The organism is Streptomyces sp. N50 (assembly GCF_033335955.1).
Classification (GTDB): Bacteria; Actinomycetota; Actinomycetes; order Streptomycetales; family Streptomycetaceae; genus Streptomyces.
The window spans coordinates 5,833,033-5,852,032 of the sequence record NZ_CP137549.1; the positions used below are offsets into that span (position 1 = coordinate 5,833,033).

Annotated in this window: 16 protein-coding genes and 1 pseudogene; 9 read left to right on the forward strand and 8 right to left on the reverse strand. The window is 71.4% G+C overall.

The genetic code is table 11. The features are described 5' to 3' along the window. Positions 1–95: 95 nt before the first annotated feature. Positions 96–1,136 carry an NAD(P)-dependent alcohol dehydrogenase gene (locus R2B38_RS26360; protein WP_318018452.1) on the forward strand — a complete coding sequence of 347 codons (1,041 nt, stop codon included), beginning with the start codon at positions 96–98 and terminating at the stop codon, positions 1,134–1,136. Positions 1,137–1,504: 368 nt separating this feature from the next. On the opposite strand, the gene R2B38_RS26365 is transcribed toward R2B38_RS26360, so the two are convergent. Genes R2B38_RS26365 through R2B38_RS26375 form a run of 3 tightly spaced genes read right to left on the reverse strand, consistent with a single transcriptional unit; the run spans position 1,505 to position 4,573 of the window. Then, entirely contained in the window at positions 1,505–2,542 is a 1,038-nt protein-coding gene (locus R2B38_RS26365) for an iron ABC transporter permease (RefSeq protein WP_318018453.1), read from the reverse strand. Then, positions 2,539–3,528 (reverse strand): iron ABC transporter permease, encoded by a 990-nt coding sequence (locus R2B38_RS26370; RefSeq protein ID WP_318018454.1) that lies wholly within the window; start codon positions 3,526–3,528, stop codon positions 2,539–2,541. The genes R2B38_RS26365 and R2B38_RS26370 overlap by 4 nt, the downstream gene beginning before the upstream one ends. Positions 3,529–3,550: 22 nt before the next feature. Further along, on the reverse strand, positions 3,551–4,573 hold the full coding sequence (locus R2B38_RS26375) for an iron-siderophore ABC transporter substrate-binding protein (protein WP_318021793.1): 1,023 nt from the start codon (positions 4,571–4,573) through the stop codon (positions 3,551–3,553). A 120-nt stretch (positions 4,574–4,693) separates the two neighbouring features. On the opposite strand from R2B38_RS26375, the gene R2B38_RS26380 reads away from it, so the two are divergent. Next, positions 4,694–5,089 (forward strand): VOC family protein, encoded by a 396-nt coding sequence (locus R2B38_RS26380; RefSeq protein WP_318018455.1) that lies wholly within the window; start codon positions 4,694–4,696, stop codon positions 5,087–5,089. Positions 5,090–5,104: 15 nt separating this feature from the next. Here R2B38_RS26380 and R2B38_RS26385 read toward each other — a convergent pair whose 3' ends face one another. Continuing rightward, positions 5,105–6,019 (reverse strand): AraC family transcriptional regulator, encoded by a 915-nt coding sequence (locus R2B38_RS26385; protein ID WP_318018456.1) that lies wholly within the window; start codon positions 6,017–6,019, stop codon positions 5,105–5,107. A gap of 163 nt (positions 6,020–6,182) precedes the next feature. Here R2B38_RS26385 and R2B38_RS26390 point away from each other — a divergent pair, with 163 nt between their 5' ends. Next, positions 6,183–7,265, forward strand: coding sequence for an aldo/keto reductase (locus R2B38_RS26390; protein ID WP_318018457.1), 1,083 nt, complete (start codon positions 6,183–6,185; stop codon positions 7,263–7,265). Between the two features lie 26 nt (positions 7,266–7,291). On the opposite strand, the gene R2B38_RS26395 is transcribed toward R2B38_RS26390, so the two are convergent. Then, positions 7,292–8,029 (reverse strand): SDR family oxidoreductase, encoded by a 738-nt coding sequence (locus R2B38_RS26395; protein WP_318021794.1) that lies wholly within the window; start codon positions 8,027–8,029, stop codon positions 7,292–7,294. Positions 8,030–8,202: 173 nt separating this feature from the next. Between R2B38_RS26395 and R2B38_RS26400 the strand changes: the two genes are divergently transcribed. Next, entirely contained in the window at positions 8,203–9,057 is an 855-nt protein-coding gene (locus tag R2B38_RS26400) for a helix-turn-helix transcriptional regulator (protein ID WP_318018458.1), read from the forward strand. A 52-nt stretch (positions 9,058–9,109) separates the two neighbouring features. Here the strand turns inward: R2B38_RS26400 and R2B38_RS26405 are convergent, their stop codons facing one another. Next, positions 9,110–9,448: a hypothetical protein gene (locus tag R2B38_RS26405; RefSeq protein WP_318018459.1), complete on the reverse strand. Its 339-nt coding sequence runs from the start codon at positions 9,446–9,448 to the stop codon at positions 9,110–9,112. Next, positions 9,427–12,093, reverse strand: a complete 2,667-nt coding sequence (locus tag R2B38_RS26410) for a tetratricopeptide repeat protein (RefSeq protein WP_318018460.1) — start codon at positions 12,091–12,093, stop codon at positions 9,427–9,429. Before R2B38_RS26410 ends, R2B38_RS26405 begins: the two co-directional genes overlap by 22 nt. A gap of 116 nt (positions 12,094–12,209) precedes the next feature. On the opposite strand from R2B38_RS26410, the pseudogene R2B38_RS51355 reads away from it, so the two are divergent. The 5 genes and pseudogenes from R2B38_RS51355 to msrA form a co-directional block, all read left to right on the forward strand. Then, positions 12,210–12,980: pseudogene (locus tag R2B38_RS51355) on the forward strand (glycogen debranching N-terminal domain-containing protein); the annotation flags it as partial. Between the two features lie 260 nt (positions 12,981–13,240). Continuing rightward, positions 13,241–14,554 (forward strand): MGH1-like glycoside hydrolase domain-containing protein, encoded by a 1,314-nt coding sequence (locus tag R2B38_RS51360; protein ID WP_411978582.1) that lies wholly within the window; start codon positions 13,241–13,243, stop codon positions 14,552–14,554. A gap of 31 nt (positions 14,555–14,585) precedes the next feature. Beyond that, the gene (locus tag R2B38_RS26425; RefSeq protein ID WP_318018463.1) at positions 14,586–15,809 is read left to right on the forward strand and encodes a glycosyltransferase family 4 protein; all 1,224 of its coding nucleotides are present in this window, start codon (positions 14,586–14,588) and stop codon (positions 15,807–15,809) included. Between the two features lie 79 nt (positions 15,810–15,888). Continuing rightward, positions 15,889–17,412, forward strand: coding sequence for an amidase (locus R2B38_RS26430; RefSeq protein ID WP_318018464.1), 1,524 nt, complete (start codon positions 15,889–15,891; stop codon positions 17,410–17,412). 74 nt (positions 17,413–17,486) lie between these two features. After that, the gene (gene msrA / locus R2B38_RS26435) at positions 17,487–17,999 is read left to right on the forward strand and encodes a peptide-methionine (S)-S-oxide reductase MsrA (RefSeq protein WP_318018465.1); all 513 of its coding nucleotides are present in this window, start codon (positions 17,487–17,489) and stop codon (positions 17,997–17,999) included. Between the two features lie 66 nt (positions 18,000–18,065). Here msrA and R2B38_RS26440 read toward each other — a convergent pair whose 3' ends face one another. Next, positions 18,066–18,998: a DUF5829 family protein gene (locus R2B38_RS26440; RefSeq protein ID WP_318021795.1), complete on the reverse strand. Its 933-nt coding sequence runs from the start codon at positions 18,996–18,998 to the stop codon at positions 18,066–18,068. Positions 18,999–19,000 lie beyond the last annotated feature (2 nt).

Sequence of the window (19,000 nt, forward strand, 5' to 3'; positions counted from 1 at the left end):
CGTGGCCTGGGTAGCCTCGGGACTTTCGGGCAGGCTTGGCATCGTGCCCGGTCAGAAGGCGGCCGGGCGCGCATCCCCCCTAGGAGTGTTCCGGCATGACCACAGTCGCTGCGTACGCCGCCCCCGCCGCCAAGGCTCCCCTGGAGCGCACCACCATCGAGCGCCGGGCCGTCCGTGAGTTCGACGTCCTGATCGACATCAAGTTCGCCGGTATCTGCCACTCGGACATCCACCAGGCCCAGGAGGGCTGGGGCAAGGCCATCTTCCCGATGGTCCCGGGCCACGAGATCGCCGGCATCGTCTCCGAGGTAGGACCCGGCGTCACCAAGTTCCAGGTCGGCGACCGCGTCGGCGTCGGCTGCATGGTCGACTCCTGCCGCGAGTGCGACAACTGCAAGGCGGGCCTGGAGCAGTACTGCACCGGTGGCAATGTCGGCACGTACAACGCCCTCGACAAGGACGGCGAGCCCACCTACGGCGGCTACTCCGAGAAGGTCGTCGTCGACGAGAACTTCGTCCTCGGCATCCCCGAGGGCATCGCCCTCGACGAGGCCGCGCCGCTGCTCTGCGCCGGCATCACCCTGTACTCGCCGCTGAAGCACTGGAACGCGGGTCCCGGCAAGAAGGTCGCGATCGTCGGCATGGGCGGCCTCGGCCACATGGGCGTCAAGATCGCGCACGCGCTCGGCGCGGAGGTCACCGTCCTCTCGCAGTCGCTGCGCAAGCAGGAGGACGGCCTGAAGCTGGGTGCCGACCACTACTACGCCACCAGCGACCCGAAGACCTTCGAGGAGCTGCGCGGCACGCTCGACCTGATCGTGTCCACGGTGTCCGCTCCGCTGGACCTCGGCGCGTACCTGTCGCTGCTGAAGACGGACGGCGCGCTGGTCAACGTCGGCGCCCCCGAGGAGCCCGTCTCGCTCAACCTCTTCTCCGTGATCGGCGGCCGCAAGACCCTCGCCGGGTCCGGTATCGGCGGTATCCGGGAGACCCAGGAGATGCTGGACTTCTGCGCGGAGCACGGTTTCGGCGCGGAGATCGAGCTGATCTCCGCGGACCAGATCAACGAGGCGTACGAGCGGGTGCTGGCGAGTGATGTCCGGTACCGGTTCGTGATCGACACGGCGACGATCTGACGCCGTCCCTTCACCCCGGGTCCTGGAGCCGCACTGCTCCGGGGCCCGGTGCGTTGTCGAGTGCGGGTGCGTCGTGGTTGCTCGCGCAGTTCCCCGCGCCCCTAAAAGCGTGGCGGCTGCGGGGCCGTGGGGGCTGGTCGCGCAGTTCCTCGCGCCCCTGGAACTGCTTCGGGGTCCTTCGCCTGGTTCGGTGGCTGCGGCGCCGTCGTGGCTGGTCGCGCAGTTCCCCGCGCCCCTAAAAAAGGCGCCTGGCGCGTCCCTACCCAAGGGGCGCGAGGCAGCCCCCACGCACCCGCAGCCGCCACGCCTTTAGGGGCGCGGGGAACTGCGCGACCAGCCCCCACTCACCCGCAGCCGCCGACGAACCCTCAGCCCCCCACCCTGTTCCGCCCGAGCAGCCACAGCAGATACGGCCCACCCACCAACGAGGTGAGCGCCCCCACCGGAACCTCCAGCGGAGGCAGCACCGTGCGGGCAGCGAGGTCGGCGGCAACGAGAATCACCGCGCCCGTCAACGCCGAGCACACCAACGGCAGTTGAGGCGTACGGGTGAGCCGCCGGGCCAACTGCGGCGCGGTCAGCGCGACGAACCCGATCGGCCCGGCCGCCCCCGTCGCCGTCGCCGCCAGCACCACCCCGAGCACGGTCACCGCGAGCCGCGTCCGATCCACCCGCACGCCCAGCGAGGCCGCCGTGTCGGCGTCCAGCCCGAGCGGCCGCAGGGCCCGGCTCGCCCACACCAACGCGGGCAGACACAGGAGCAGTACTACGGCCAGGGGCCCCGCCTGCTCCCAGCCCCGCCCGTTGAGCGAACCGGTCAGCCACAGCTTGACCGTCTCGGCGGCCTGCAGCTCGCTGTCCGAGAGATACAGCTGCACCACGGCCGACAGCGCGACGCCGATCCCGACTCCCGTCAGCACGAACCGACTTGGCTGCATCCCGTGCCGCCATGCCAGCACGTACACGAGCGTTGCGGCCGCGAGTCCGCCCAGGACGGAGATGGCCGGCATGGCGCTGGGTGAGTTCACGACTCCGGCGGAGAGCGCGAGTACGGTCGCGGCTGCGGCACCGTGCCCGACCCCGATCACGTCCGGACTGGCGAGCGGATTCCGGGTGACCGTCTGCACGAGCGCTCCGGAGAGGCCAAGGGCGACACCGACCAGCGCGCCCAGCACGATCCGGGGGACCCGCAACTCGTTGACGACCAGGTCGTATTGACCAGATCCGGTGCGCAGCGTGTGCCATACCTCGCCGGGTGAGACGTAGGTCTGGCCGCAGCAGGCGGCGGCGGTCATCGCAACGGCCAGGACGAGGACGAGAGTTGCGGCCACGGCGGCCGAACGCCGGTGCAGGAGAAGGGAGATGGAGGGGTGGGGGCGGAGGACGGTGACACCAGTCGCGCTCATACGGCCGTCGCCTTCCGCCGTACCAGTACCACCAGCACCGGCACCCCCACCAACGCCGTCATCACCCCGGCCGGCACCTCCGCGGGGGAGCGCACGACCCGCCCCGCCACATCCGCCCCGACCAGCAGCGCGGCGCCGAGCAGTGCGGACAGCGGAAGCAGGGCGCGGTGGCCGCCGGAGGTGAGACGGCGGGCGAGGTGCGGGACGGCGAGGCCGACGAACGCGATCGGGCCGGCGGCGGCCACCGCGGACGCCACCAGCAGGGTCGCCCCGAGCGCCGCACACACACGGACGACCCCCACCCGATGGCCCAGCGCCCGCGCCGTCTCGTCCCCGAGGGCCAGCGCGTCCAGCCCCCGCGCACAGGCGAGCACCAGCACCGCCCCGGCCGCCAGGAACGGCAGCATCTCCACGACCGTGTCGGCGTCCCGGCCGCTCAGCGAGCCGACCTGCCAGAACCGGAACTGGTCCAGCGTGGCCGAGCTGGAGGTCAGGACGACGGTCGTACCGCCCGCCGTCATCGCCGACAACGCCGTACCGGCGAGGGCGAGTTTGACCGGTGAGGCCCCGCCCCGGCCGCGCGCGGCGATGCCGTAGACGAGAGTGGCGGCGAGGACGGCGCCGGCGAAGGCGTACCAGACGTAGCCGCTGAAACCGCTCGCGAGGCCCGTCGCGATGGCGAGGACGACGCCCGCCGCCGCGCCCTGGCTGAGGCCGAGGATGCCGGGGTCGGCGAGCGGGTTGCGGGTGACGGCCTGGAGCGCGGCGCCCGCCACGCCGAGTGCCGCGCCCGCCGTCAGCCCGATCTCGGTGCGGGGCAGCCGTAGCGACCGTACGACCAGCGCGTCCGGTGAACTCCCGCCGTGGAACAGCGCGTTGAGCACCTCGGACGGGGGGATCGGGCGGGTGCCGACCGCGAGGCTGAGCAGCACGGCGGCGGCCACCGCGAGGGTGGCCGCCGGCCAGGCGAGGCGTTTGACGCGCACGAGGTGCTCTCCGGTCGTTCTTCTACTTGCTGATGTCCTCGGCGAGTTGGAGGACGACCAGGCGGGCGGCGGTCGGGCCCGCGTTGAGGTACCAGGGGTCGTCGTCGACCTTCACGGCGTGGCCGGCCTTCACCGCCGACATCGACTTCCACAGGGGCCCGGCGAGCACGCTCGCGGCATCCGTCTTGGAGGCGTCGCCCTGCACGGAGTAGAAGATCCAGTCGCCGTCGGCCTTGTCGATGCTCTCGGCGCCGATGTCCTCCGAAATCGCCTTGAACTGCTGGGACTTGGGCCGGTCGAGGCCCATGTCGACGGCGATGGAACCGGTGAAGGAGGAGACACCGAACATCCGGGTACGGCCGGGTGTGAAGCGCAGCATCGACACGGAGGTCTTCGACAGCGCCTCGCCCTTCTCGCCCGCGTCCTCGACGATCGAGTCGAGCAGCTTCTGCGCCTGCTGGCCCTTGCCGATCGCGTCGCCGACGAGGAGGAGGTCGCGCTTCCAGTTGATGCCGTTGCCGGCGGTGATGACGGTCGGCGCGATCTTCGACAGCTTCGGGTAGAGGTCGCCGAGCGAGTCGTTGGCGAGGATCAGGTCGGGCTTGGCGGCGGCGAGCGTCTCCAGGTTGGGCGCCTGGCGCGTGCCCGCGTCGGTCATCGCGGCGAGCTTCGACTTGTCGGCCGGGAAGGCGTCCGCGAGGTAGTCGGGGACGAGGCCGGCGTTGTCGGCACGGGTGGTGGCCGTCGGGACCGTACCGAGAGAGAGCAGGTCGTCGAGCTGTCCCGTGCTCAGCACGGCGATCTTCGTCGGCTTCGACTTGATGGTCGTCCTGCCCTCGAAGTGCGTGACGGTACGGGGGAAGGTGCCGTCCGTGTCGTTGTCCGAGCCCATGCCGGTCGCGAGGGTGCTGGGCGCGGCGTCCGGCCCCTCCGAGGCGCCGATCACCTTGTTCTGCGAGCCCTCGCCGGACTTCTCGGCATCGTTGTCGGCGGAGGACGACGAACACCCGGCCAGCAACCCCCCGACGGCGGACACGGCGACCATCGCCGTGACAGCCTTCCTCTTGAACGCACGCACTGTCACTGTCTCTCCGATCGAATCCGGCCAGGTAAGGCTTACCTTAACTTGCCGTCGGAGTAGCTTGGGCATGAGGAGGCCCACACGATGACCGTTCAGCTGAACCACACCATCGTCGCCGCGCACGACAAACACACGTCGGCCCGATTCCTCGCCGACCTGCTCGGACTCCGAGTGAGCCCGCAGTACGGCCCGTTCATCCCGGTCGCGATCCCGAACGGGGTGACCCTCGACTACATGGACCAGCCCGGTTCGGGCTTCGCCGAGATCACTGCGCAGCACTACGCGTTCCTGGTCTCGGAGGACGACTTCGACGCGATCTTCGGGCGGATCCGGGAGGCGGGTCTCACGTACTGGGCGGACCCGGCGCACCGCCGCGAGGGCGAGATCAACACGAACGACGGCGGCCGCGGGGTCTATTTCGACGACCCGAACGGCCACGTCCTGGAGATCCTGACACGGCCGTACGGCAGCGGAGGCTGACCAACCCGGCCGGGCTCAACTCCCCTTCCGGGCACCGCTGTTCGCCGCCCCGCCGCGCAGCCGCACCGCGTCCTGCCCCGGTGGTCTCCCGAAGGCGCGGCGGTATTCGCGGCTGAACTGGGACGCGCTGTCGTAACCGACCGCGAAACCGACGTCGGAGACGTCCCCCGCGCTGCTCATCAGCAGCAACCGGGCCTCCTGGAGGCGGATGCGCTTCTGGTACTGGATCGGGGTCAGGGCGGTCACCGCGCGGAAGTGGCGGTGGAAGGGGGAGGCGCTCATGCCGGCGAGGCGGGCCAGGTCGTCGATGCGGAGGGTCTCGGTGTGGTGGTCGCGGATCCAGTGAATGGCCCTGCCGATATGGGTGAGTTGACTGTCGGCGAGGCCGATCTGCCGTACGAGGGCGCCCTGTTGACCGGTGATCAGCCGCCACAGGATCTCCTTCTCGACCAGCGGGCCGAGGACGCGCGCGTCGTCGGGGCGGTCGCACAGCCGGAGCAACCGCACCGCCGCGTCGAGGAGTTCGGCGGGTGCGTCGCACACGGCGAGACCGTGCGGGGTGGTCGTCCCGCGGGGGAGTGGAGCGGCTCCCGTGTCGAGCAGCAGGGAGGCGATCTTCGCGGGTTCGAGGGCCAACCCGCAGGCGAGGAAGGGTACTTCGGGGCTGGCCCGCGTGTAGTGGCCGGCAACCGGGAGGTCGACCGAGACGACGAGGTACTGGCCGGCTCCGTAGTCGTGGACGCGGTCGCCCAGGGTGAGCCGCTTCGAGCCCTGCGCCACGATCGCCAGGACGGGGCGGGCGACGCTCGCGCTCGGCGCCTCCGGCTCGTCGGCCCTGGTCAGCATCAGGCCGTCGACGGCGAGGGGCGTGCGGGACGCGTGCCGGTCGATCAGGGCGCGCAGTTCCGTCAGAAGCGCGGGTGGGTGCACGCCCCGATCCAAGCACCGGGAGGGACCGCCCGCAACCGTCGGCCCGCACGACAGATCGACAGGATCGTGCAAGCGGGCGGTGGGATCGCCCTAACGATTCCGCTGGTCAGAGTGGTGCCCTTGAGGAGTCGGTATTCCACCCATCTCCCCTCGGGAGCATTTCATGGCACTCGACTCGTACGTCGGTCTCGGCCGTTCCGGCCTCAAGGTCAGCCCCTTCTGCCTGGGCGCGATGAACTTCGGCGAGGACGGCGGCTTCGGTAGCAGCGTCGAGGAGTCGGAGAAGATCCTCCAGACCTACCTCGACCGCGGCGGCAACTTCGTCGACACCGCGAACTTCTACACGAACGGCCACTCGGAGGCGATCCTCGGCGACTTCCTCGCCGCCCGCCCCGGCCTGCGCGACCGGCTCGTGCTGGCCACCAAGTTCTACGGCAACCTCCACCTCGGCGACCCGAACGGCGGCGGCGCGAGCCGCAAGGCGGTCATCGGCCAGCTGGAGGACTCGCTGCGCCGCCTCCGCACCGACTACATCGACCTGTACTGGCTGCACAACCACGATCGTTCGACCCCGGTCGAGGAGACCCTGCGGACGCTGGACGACCTGGTGACGGCGGGCAAGATCCGGTACGTCGGCTTCTCGGACACCCCGGCCTGGTTCACGGCCAAGGCGCACACCACCGCCCTGTTGCGGGACTGGACCCCGGTCACCGCACTGCAGTTGGAGTACTCCCTCCTGGAACGCACCATCGAGGGCGAGTTGATCCCGCTGGCCCAGGACGCGGGGATGGGCGTGCTGCCCTGGAGCCCCCTCAAGAGCGGCTATCTGTCTGGGAAATACACCCGCGAGCAGTCAACTCCCGCCGACACCAGGCGTTCCGCCGTCCTCGGTGCCCCAACTCCCGCCCAGTTCACGGTGATCGACGCGGTCGCCGAGGTCGCGGAGGAGACGGGGGCGACCTCCGCCGCCGTAGCGCTGTCCTGGGTCCGGTCCCGCCCCGGCATCACCTCGACCCTCATCGGCCCGCGCACCCTGGCCCACTTGGAAGCCAACCTCGCGGCCCTGGACCTCAGCCTCACCCCGGCCCAGACGGCGACGCTGGACGAGGTGTCCACGCCCACCCTCAACTTCCCCTACGACCTCAACCGGCAGGTCGGCGACATGCTCAAGTACGCGGGGGCGACGGTGGACGGCGTGCCGAGTGCGGTGTATCCGCCGCTGGCGCAGAGCGCCGTGCGGTACTGAGGGCCGCGCGCCACCGGGCGCGGGGATCAGGCCTGCGCGGTGGGCCGTACGACGATCTCGTTCACGTCGACGGAGGCCGGCTGCCCGATGGCGAAGGCGACGGCACGGGCGATCGCGTCGGGCGGGATCGCCAGGCGGTCCCGCATGTCCGTGATCTGCTCCCTGACCTGAGTGTTCGTCGAGGCCTCGGCGAAGTCGGTGGAGATCACACCGGGCGAGACGGTGGTCACCCGCAGGGACTCGCCCGCTTCCTGGCGCAGCCCCTCGCAGATGGCCCGGACCGCGAACTTGGTGCCGGCGTAGACGGCCATGTTCGGCGCGACGCGGAGCCCGGCCGTCGACGCGGTGGTGACGAAGTGGCCGGAACCCTGCGCGCGGAAGACCGGCAGCGCGGCCGCGATCCCGTGCAGCAGGCCCTTCACGTTGACGTCGACCATCTCGTCCCACTCGTCGACCCGCAGATCGTCGAGGGGCGAGATCGGTCCGGCGCCCGCGTTGCCGAACAGCACGTCGAGCCGCCCGAACCGCTCACGGGCCAGCGCGACCAGGGCGTGCAGATCGTCCCGCCGGGTCACGTCGGTACGGATCGGTACGGCGACACCGCCCGCCTTCTCGATCCGGGCCGCCACCTCCGCCAGCCGCTCCTCCCGGCGGCCGCCCAGCACCACCCGCGCACCCCGCCCGGCCAGCAGCAGCGCGGTCGCCTCACCGATTCCGCTGCCGGCACCGGTGATCGCCACGACCTTGCCGTCTATCCCGTCTATCCCGTCGATCCCGTCGATCCCGTCGATGCCGTCGATCCCGTCTACTCCGTCGATTCCGGACATGGTGGACCTCCTGAACTCTGTTGCTCGTTCGATCTCTTGGCATCAGTCTGGAACGGACTTAGCCTGGTATCCAGACCGTGTTTATTCTGGAATCAGGGATGCCACGCACGATGCCGAACCATTCGCGCCCGCTGGTCGATCAGCTGGACCGGCGTCAGGAACTGGGCGCGTTCCTGCGCAGCCGCCGGGAACGTGTCACACCGGACGAGGTGGGCCTCCCGCAGACCGGCCGCCGCCGCACGCCAGGTCTCCGGCGGGAGGAACTTGCCCTGCTCGCCGGGATCAGCGCGACCTGGTACACGTACCTGGAGCAGGGCCGGGAGATCCGCGCCTCCGAGCAGGTACTGGAGTCCCTGGCCTCGGTACTGCGCCTGAACCGGCACGAGCGCGACCACCTGCTCCGCCTGGCCGGTCACCACACCCCGCCGACCGACCCCGAGCCCTTCGAGCCGCTCACCACCGAGGTGGCGTCGGTCCCCCTCCTGCTGCGGCCGCACCCGGCCTACATCATCGACGGCAACTACGACGTGCTCACCCACAACCAGCCCGCCGCCGACCTGTTCCCGAACCTCACCGCGCCAGCTGACCGGCCCCCGAACTTCCTGCGCTGGGTGTTCCTCGAACCCCTGGCCCGGGACGTCCTGGCCGACTGGGAACCCGAGGCGCGAGGCCTGCTGGCCCGCCTCCGCGCGTTGGCCGGCCGGCACCCCACCGACCCGCGCTACACCCGCATCGTCGATGAACTCCACGAGCACAGCCCGGAGGCCCGCTCTTGGTGGCCCCGGTACGAGGTGCAGGCCCGCCACAGCGGCCGCAAACGCCTGCGACCGCCCGGCCGCACCATCCCGGTCACCTACACCTACACGGCCTTCCACCTGGCCGAGCAGCCGGAACAGACGCTGGTGATCTATTTCGCGGAGGCGGAGGCAGAGGCAGAGGCAGGTGCCGACGCCGGCGCGGGGTGACCTGTCGGCCGTGTGAAGAAGCGCCGGACCGCTCGCGGCCCCGCCCGCCCGCTCAGGGTGCGTCCCGCAGTTCCTCCTCGATCTGCGCGATGAGGGGGTGGTCGGCGGGATGGACGCGGCCGTAGATCTCGCGTGCCGTCGTCAGGTCCTCCTGCCAGCGCTGGGGCTGGCCGCCGGATCCCTTGAGGATCAGGGCCCTGCGGTACCGGGCCTCGGCCACGTAGGGATGCTGGGCTCCGTACTTGCCGGTGTAGATCCCGATCGCGTTCGTGACCTCCGTCATCGCGGCCTCGCTGTTGCCCAGTTCGTGCAGCAGGTGCGAGTAGCGGACCAGGGCGCAGGCGCGGTCGGGGTGGTCGCGGTCGCCGTTCATGTGGGGTGCGGACAGCACCTCGTCGAAGATGTGCTTCGCCTCCGCGAGCAGCCGCTCGGCCTCGCGTTCCCCGGGAACGAGCGCTCACGCGCGTTGCTGGAGCGCCGGTCGCGGTGGCCCCGGAACCTCGCCGCCTGCTGCCTGAGCGTCTCGCCCAGATGCACGGACGAGGAGAGGACGACCGGGTGCCCGTCCGCGTACCCGGCGCGTTCCAGGATGTCCAGGGCGGTCCGCAGGTGCTGTTCGGCTCCCTCCAGGTCGTGGGAGTCCAGCAGGGCCAGCCCCAGTGACTGGTGGACGAACGCCGTCGGGTTGCGGCGCGCGGGCTCGCTTCCTCCCGGGGTCCGCTCCAGGAGCCGTAGCGCTTCGCGGTACAGGTCCACCGACGCGGGGAGTTTCCCCTGCCGCCAGCGGACCAGACCCAGGTCGATCAGACCGTCGGCGATCTTCAGGGGGTTGGGCTCGTCCAGCCGTCGCAGGCGCAGCAGCGTCTCGGCCGCGGCCTCGGACGCCCCTTCGAAGTCGCCGAGTTCACGCAGGACGCGCCCGAGCTGCATCCGGCTCTCCTGCGTGCGCGGCTCGCGCTCGCCGTCGATGCGGAGGCGGATCGCGAGTGCCTCCTCGGCGAAGGTCCGGGCTTCGAGCAGTTCGGCACTCAGCAACTTGAGCCGGCTGAGCGACACCAGGGTGTTGGCGACCGGTGAGGTGTTGCGGCCCCCCAGCCGCACGCGCTGTGCCAGGGCGTCCGTCAGAAGCCGCTCCGCCTCCACGCGGTCGCTCTGCACCCGGAAGTACTCGCCCATGCTCTGCAGCAGATCCGAGGTGTCCTCGTCGACGACACCGAGCTCCCGGCAGTGGTCCAGCACGGCCCGGGCGTGCGGGAGCAGCTCGACACACCGCGGCCAGGTCCCCTCCCGGTCCGGGTCCTGCGGGAACCACCCGTTGAGCAGGTAGGCCGCTGCCTCCGCGTTCTCGGTCTGCTCCGCGACGGACATCTCCTTGCGGATCACCGCCTGCACCTGTGCGTGCATCACGAGCTTCGCCTCGCCGGTCAGCAGCGAGGAGTTCCGGGCGGTCTCCCTGATCCGGCGGCCCCGCGCCGGGTCCGCCACCTCGGCGTGCAGCCGCTCCGGCAGCAGATCGGTGCGGCCCCCGTCGGCCTCGAAGAAGTAGCCGGGTATGCCCTGCGGTGCCAGGAAGGCGCACAGCCGCAGGAGCAGGCCCACGACCTCGTCCTTCTCCTCGGCCTGCTTGAAGGAGAGGATCCAGGCGGGGGCACCGCTGCGGCTCGTCTCCGGGCGGGTCGGGGGAGCCAGCTGCGAGCGGATCTCCAGGGCCCGCAGATACCCCTCGATGTCGGGATCGTCGCGCAGCGAGGCGGCCGCGGACTCCAGCGCGAGCGGCAGCCGGCCCAACTGGTCGACGATCCTGGCCAGTCCGGCCTCGTCGTCCATGCCGCTCGCGTCGCTGAGGAAGGCGACGGCCTCCTCGGTAGTGAACGCTTCCAGGGCGATGCGGTGGCGCGGTGCGCTCCGCTGCCACACGGGGTTGACCGAGGTGATCAGGACCTGGCCGCCGTCCCCGGCGTCCGGCAGCAGCTGGCGGATCGCGGAGTCGTCCTCGGCGCCGTCGTAGATCAACAGCGCCCTGGTCCTGGGCAGTTCGTTCGACAGCAGTTCCTGGAGGGTCTGCTCGGGGTCCCGGTCGTCGTGCTGCGCCGTGCTGCCCGCGGGCTGGTCACGGGACGTGTGGAGCCGGTGGGCGAGGTCGAGAAGGCTCGCCCGGGCGGTGGGCGCGTGCGCGGCCTCGACCCGCCAGATGACGTCGAAAAGGTCCTCGTATCTGCGGGCGTACTCGAGCGCCAGCCGGGTCTTGCCGATCCCGCTGAGCCCGTGGATCGCGCAGGTCCGTGCGTCGCGCGAGACGTTGACCGTGCCGAGGACCTCGCGCAGCAGGGCCAGTTCCCTGCGGCGGGCCGTGAAGTGGGAGGCACCGCGCCGGTCGAAGTTGCTGATCAGCGGGCCCAGCGCCGGATAGCGCGGTTCGACCTCGCCGACGATGTGCGGGGCCGTGTACGACGGGAGCGGCACCGCGCCCGCCTGGTGCAGCCGGGCGTCCACGGTGGCGGCCGCGTCGTCGGCGGCGCGCCCGGCCAGCGTCAGCACCTCGCAGCCGGCCCAGCGCGTCAACGGCGGGTCGTGGTGCGCCGTCACCAGAACGAGGGCCGATCTGCCGCGGCTGCGGGCGATCCGGCTCTGCCCGGGATGGTGACCCACGTCGTCCAACATCCGGGAGACGATGATCAGTTCATGGTCGGGAGCCACCTCGGGAGGCGGCGGCACCGGGTGCTCCGCGGTCGCCCACGGCCGGGTGGAGGTCAGATACCCGCTCCGCCGTAACCGCCAGGCCAGCCAGTGCGCCCACGGTTCGTCGCCGTGCGGATGACTGATCAGCACCTGCGGCGGCAGCCCCTCGGCCTGTTTCTGGAAGGCGCGCCCGGAGTAGGCGCCGAGGCCGGTGCCCAGGGCGAGCAGGCAGATCACCAGGAACTGCCAGCCGCCCTCGACGAACTTGACCCCGGCGAGCGCGCCCGCGGCGATGGCGGCGCCCGCGACCGCGAGCACCTGATTCAGACGTCGTGCGCCCCGACTGTTACGGCGCATGGGATCCCCCCGCCCAACACCGTTCCCCGTTTGGAAGAACAAGTATGAGGCGGGAAGCGGCTCTTGACGCCTCCGTTGCGCAAACCTCCTGCGAACGCCCGCCGCCGGGCCGCATGATGGCTGTCGCGTCGGCGAGCCGTTATCGTGAATCACCATCAAGTGGCTGTCTCAGGTGTTTTTCCGGACGTTCTCCCTCGCCGTTTCGGGAGGATGCGACGCATGCTCGACGGGCCGAGCCGGCACCGGCGCAGCCGGCCTCGCAGCGTTGTGGAAAGGTGCCACCAGTGATCGACTCCGCCTCCCTCCCGCCGGGCCGTCAGCCGTTCCTGGACGACTCGGTGGTCTGCCTGGCCGCGCCGTCGTTCGCGCTGTCGCCCCGGGACGGACAGCTGCGGGGCAGCGGGGTCGACGGCTTCTACGACCAGGACCGCCGGCTCCTGCACACGCTGCGGCTGCTCGTCGACGACCAGGAACCCGAGCATGTCGCCCATCGCCCCGAGGGCTCCCGGGAGGCGTTCTTCCAGGCGATGTGCAGGTCGTCCGAGGACCCGACCGCCGCGCCCTGGCTGCTGGTCGCGCGGGACCGTACCGTCACGCGCCCGGACGTCGCGGAGTCGGGTGACGTCGTCCGGCTGCAGAACGTCGGACCCGGGGCGGCGCGCTTCACCGTCTCAGTGCTGGCCGCCACCGACCTCGCCGACGTGGCCACGATCAAGGCGGGCATCCCGGCCGCCGACATCCCCTGCGAACAGGCGGAAGGCTTCGTTCCGGGAGTGCGCTGGCACAGCCCGCACGACAACAGCGAGGTCGTGCTGCGGGCCGAGCCCGTTCCGCCGTACGGCGGCGGCCCCGAACCGAAGATCGCCCTGGACGACCACCGGCCGGGACGCGCGGAGTTCCGCTGGGAACTGCTGCTGGAGCCGGGCGAGGAGTGGTCCGTACGCCTGTTCGTGCAGGGCAAGACCACGACGGTGGCGGGCTACCCGGTACCGCCCCGGCAGCCCGCTCCGTGGGGGCGGGTCGAGGTGACCGGGCACGAGCACATGGCCGCCCTGCTCACCAGGGGACTGGCCGACCTGGAGGCGTTGCGGCTGGCCGAGCCGAGCGGTTCCGCCGACGAGGCCGAGAGCCAGTTCGTGGCCGCCGGATGCCCGTGGTTCCTCGGCCTGTTCGGCCGGGACAGCATCTGGGCGGCCCGCATGATGCTGCCGTTCGGGACCGGCCTCGCCCGCGGCACGCTCCGGGCCCTGGCCGGCCGTCAGGGAAGGCGGCACGACACGTTCACGGACGAGGCCCCCGGACGGATCCTGCACGAACTGCGGCCGACGGAGACCCGGCACGGCGACGGCCTGGTGCTCCCCGCGCGCTACTACGCGTCGGTGGACGCGACCCCGCTCTTCGTCGTCCTCCTGCACGAGGCCTGGAAGTGGGGTCTCGCCGAGGACGAGGTGCGGCACCTCATGCCGCACGCCCGGGCGGCGATGGGGTGGGTCGCGGACACCCTGGGCCCCGACGGCCTGATCAGCTACGGCAGGGGCAGGGCCGACGGCCTTCTGCACCAGGGCTGGAAGGACTCGCCCGACGCGATCCGCGACGCCGAGGGACACCGCGTCGACCCGCCCATCGCCCTGTGCGAGGTGCAGGGGTACGCCTACCGGGCCGCCGTCGGTTTCGCCGAACTCCTCACCGCGGTCGAGGGCGAGAAGGAGCAGGCCGAGCTGTGGGGGAGCGGGCGGCCCGGCTGCGCGCAGCCTTCCAGCGGTCCTTCTGGGTCGAGGAGCCGGACGGACGGCGCTATCCGGCCATCGCCGTCGACGGCGGCGGACGTCCCGTCACCGGCCGGACCTCCAACATGGGGCACCTGCTGAACTCCGGCATCCTCCAGGGGGAGGAGGAACACCGGTCGGTGGCCGAGGCGCTCATGTCCGACGGACTGCGGACACCCTGGGGGATCCGCACCCGTTCCGCGCACCTGGCCGGATTCAATCCGTTCAGCTATCACGGCGGATCGGTCTGGGCGCACGACTCCGCGATCGCCGTGCACGGGCTCGCCGCCACGGGATTCGTCGACGAGGCCGCCACCCTGCTCGGCGGGATGCTCGACGCGGCCCGGCACTTCGACTACCGGTTGCCCGAGCTCTACGCCGTCTACCCGAACTCCCGCTTCGGACGGCCGGCGCCGTATCCGCCGTCCTGCCGGCCACAGGCCTGGGCGGCCGCCTCGGCGGCGCTGCTCTGCTCCGCGATGCTCCGGGTGGACGCCGACGTCCCCGACCGCCGGCTGACGCTACGGCCGATCGCGCCCTCACGCATGGGTCTGCATTCACCTTACGCTGTGCGGGGGTTGAGGCTCGGCGAGCGATCCGTCGACGTGAGCGTCGACCTCCACGGCGGCACGGAGGTACGGGGCATCGACGACGAGGAGTGGCGCATCGACGCCGGAGGTTCCTGCACGACCTGAGGCAGAGCGGTCCCCGAGGAGAGGGAGACACGTGGTACGTGGCGGGCGGGCGGACATCCGGCGTTCCATAGCCCTCGTGCACTGGGCCTTTCCGCCCACGGTCGGCGGCGTCGAGTCCCATCTGGCCGACTACGCCGCCTCGTTGGCGCGGCGGGGACACCGGGTGACCCTGCTGACCGGCGAGCCCCGGCCGCAGCCGGTCGACCAGGTCGAGATCCTCAGCCACCGCCTGTTACGGCTGACCGAGTACCGCGCCGGCACCCCGGGCGGGGCCCGCGGCGGGCGGCGCTGGGTGACGCCCGCCGAGGAGCGCCAGGCCGCCGAGCTGTACGCGTGGCTCGCGCGGGTGGTGGACGGCCACGGGATCCAGCTCGTGCACGGCCACAACCTGCACCACTTCTCCCCGGTACCGGCCCTGGCGCTCAGCCGGCTCAGGGAACGCACGGGTACGCCGCTGCTGCACACGTACCACAGCATCTGGCCCGAGGACCCGTGGACCGCCCAGTTCTGCGGTTCCTGGGACGGCCACTTCGTGGTCTCCGAATACCTCGCGTTCGCCTGCCGGACGCACCTCGGCATCCGCGCCCGCCGCGTCTATCTGGGCATCGCCACCAGCCGGTTCCGCGATCTGCCGCCGGCCCGGGACGACGGTCCCCGTACCGTCCTCCTGCCGGCCCGCCTCATCCCGGACAAGGGCGCCGAGCTGGCGGTCCGCATGATCGGCGCGCTCAGACAGGGCGGCCTGCCCGTCCGCCTCGTCCTGACCAGCCCGCACGAGGTCGTGGACTGGCACGAGGAACAACAGGGCTTCCTGGTCCGGCTCAACCGGCTGATCGACGACCTGAGACTGCGCGCCCACGTCGACCTGGTGCCCGCGCCCAAGGACAAGATGCCGGGCCTCTACGCCCGCTCGCACGTCGTCGTCTACCCCTCCGACTACCCGGAGCCGCTGGGGCTCGCGCCCCTGGAGGCGATGTCCGCCGGACGCCCCGTCGTCGTCACCGCCACCGGCGGCCTGCCGGAGACCGTCGTCCACGGCCGGACCGGGTACGTGGTGACACCCGGCGACCTCGGCCAACTGAGCGACCGCGTACGGACGTTGCTCCTGGACCCGGTCCTCTCCCGCCGCCTCGGCCAGGAAGGGCGCAGACACGTGGAGCGCCAGTTCAACCTCCAGACCTACGTCGACAAGATGTCCGCGCAGTACGCGGCCCTCATGAAGGACAGCGTCGAAGGCCTGTCGCAGAGCGGCTGACGACAGGACGCGGGGCGCCAACTCCGTTGCGCGAAACGGTATTTCGTGGCTCCTCCGCATGGTCGTTACGGTCGGATCCATGGAGCGGAACTCATGGAATCTCCCGACCGCCGAAGAACTCGTCACCGCCCTGCGCGCCGGTGACGTGTCCTCGGCGGAACTGACCGACGAGGCGATCACCCGTATCGAGCGGCACGACAAAGAGATCAACGCGGTCTGCGTACCGGACTTCGACCGCGCCCGCACCGCCGCCCGCGCCGCCGACCAGGCCCGCGCCCGCGGCGAGGACCGACCGCTGCTGGGCGTCCCGGTGACGGTCAAGGAGTCGTACGACATCGCCGGGCTGCCCACGACCTGGGGCATGCCCGAGCACCTGACGTACGTCCCCGCCGAGGACGCGGTGCAGGTGTCACGGCTCAGGGCCGCGGGCGCGGTGGTCCTCGGCAAGACCAACGTGCCGTTCGGCCTGCAGGACATCCAGAGCTTCAACGAGATCTACGGCACCACCAACAACCCCTGGGACCACGGCCGTACGCCGGGCGGGTCCTCCGGCGGGTCGGCGGCGGCCCTGGCGTCCGGGTTCGGCGCGCTGTCCATCGGGTCCGACCTCGCCGGTTCGCTGCGCACCCCCGCGCACTTCTGCGGTGTCTACGCCCACAAGCCGACGCTCGGGCTGGCGGCCACGCGCGGCATGGTCCCGCCGGACGCGCCGGCGCTCCCGGTCGAACCCGACCTCGCCGTCGTCGGCCCGATGGCGCGCACCGCCCGCGACCTCACCCTCCTCCTCGACGTCATGGCCGGACCGGACCCGCTGACCCGCGGTCTGGCCTACGGCGTGATGCTGCCGCCCGCGCGCCACGAGCGGCTCGGCGACTTCCGGGTCCTGGTCCTCGACGAGCATCCGTTCATCCCGACCGGGTCCGCGGTGCGGGCGGGCGTGCACCGGGTGGCCGACGCGCTCTCCGACGCCGGTGCCCGCGTCGAACGGCACAGCCCGCTGCTGCCCGACCTGGCCGAAGCCGCCCTGCTCTACACGCAGTTGCTGTTCTCGGGCTCCGTCGCACGCTTTCCCGTCGAGGAGTACGAGCACCTGCGCACCCGCGCCGCCGGACTGAGCCCGGACGACCGGAGCCTCGACGCGGCACGGCTGCGCGGCATGGTGCTCAGTCACCGGGACTGGACGGAGGTGAACAACCGGCGCGAACTGCACCGGCACGGCTGGCGGCGGCTCTTCGGCGCGTTCGACGCCGTGGTGTGTCCCGTGACGCCCACGCCCGCGTTCCCGCACGACCACGACCCCGATCCGCTGGCCCGTCGGCTCGACATCGACGGCGTGGCGCACCCGTACTTCGACCAGCTGGTCTGGGCCGGCCTGGCCACCATGCCCGGGCTGCCCGCCACGGCCGTACCGGCGGCCCGGTCGCCCGAGGGGCTGCCGGTGGGCGTGCAGATCGTCGGCCCGATGTTCGAGGACCGGACCCCGCTGCGGCTGGCCGAACTGCTGGAGGAGCGGATCGGCGGGTTCCGGGCGCCGGAGCAGGGTGTACGGGCAGATCGGCCGAGGAATCGCGCGGACCCCTCGTGTGTTGAGCACACTGGGTGAAGGATGCCGGTGACCGACGAGCCGAGTGACCGAACTGACCCAGTGATCGAGCTGACGGAAATTGGAGGGTCGCAATGGCTGCGCAGACGCAGAGGGCCGTACTGGCGGGCGGATGCTTCTGGGGGATGGAGGAGCTGGTCCGCCGGCTCCCGGGCGTGACGGCGACCCGGGTCGGCTACACCGGCGGGGATGTGCCGAACGCGACGTACCGTAACCACGGCACGCACGCGGAGGCCATCGAGATCCTCTACGACCCGGAGCTGACCGACTACCGCGCGCTCCTGGAGTTCTTCTTCCAGATCCACGACCCGAGCACCAAGAACCGCCAGGGCAACGACATCGGCCTCAGCTACCGCTCGGCGATCTACTACGTCGACGACGAGCAGAAGCGCGTCGCCGAGGACACGATCGCGGACGTGGACGCGTCGGGCCTGTGGCCGGGCAAGGTCGTCACCGAGGTGGAGCCGGTCGGCCCCTTCTGGGAGGCCGAGCCCGAGCACCAGGACTACCTCCAGCGGTACCCGGACGGCTACACCTGCCACTTCCCGCGCCCGGGGTGGAAGCTGCCGGCCCGCGCGGAGGGCTGACGCCGGGGCGAGTGATACGACAGTGTGCGCCCCCTTCCTGCGACGGAAGGGGGCGCACACTGCTGTCTAGCGGGTGGCCGTGCCGTTCTTGGCGAACGTCCACACGGCGTGGCTGCCGGGGCCGACGGTGAGGGTGGAGTTGCCGATCCGCTCCACGTGCCGGTCCTTCACGGGCCGGTTGAGTGACATGTCGACCTGCTCGTAGCCCGCCTGCTCGCGCGGTACGACGTCGAACCGGATCGCGGTGCCGCCGCCCTCCGCGACGACCCCGCCGCCCGTCACGGTCCGGACGCTGAACCCGCCGGCCCGCAGCAGCGGCACGGTGTCGGCGAGGTCGCCCGGGGTGACCGCGATCCGGACGGCGGTCACGTCCCGCATGAGGTGGGTGCGGTAGTCGTCGGAGAGGTAGCGCTCCCGGCCGACGTCACCGGGGAAACTCGCCGGCTCGGTGTTGCCGCGCGGGTCGGCGAAGTACTCCGGCCGGTACTCCATCCCCCAGGCGTCGAAGGCGTCGTACTCCTCGGTCGTGAGGACGGCGTCGAACCACGGCACCGGCACACCGTCACCGAAGTCCTTGGTCTGGAGGAAGTCGACGGGTGCGACCCCCTCGTCCTTCAGCCGCTCCTTGACCGTCGCCAGGTCTCCCGCGTGCTCGACCGAGAGACCCAGTCCGGCGGCGCCGAGGGTCCCGTCCTGGCCGGGGACGTCACCGATCCCGAGCAGTTCCAGGTAGGTCTCGCGGCCCATCAGATAGCGGCCGGTCCAGGTCTGCCCGCCGGAGCCGGTCGTGGTGCGGACCTGGAAGTTGGCGAACTCCCGCAAGTAGTCGGAGTGTTCGATGGCATCGGCGGTGACCCGGTCGAAGACCCCGAAGGAGTGGTTGTAGAACAGCAGCTGCCGATCGTACGAGCCGCCCGGCCCCCGGTTCCCCTCGGCCTGTGCCGTCCCCACCCCACCCCCGATCGCTCCGGCGAGAGCCACGGCGAGCACGATGATCATCC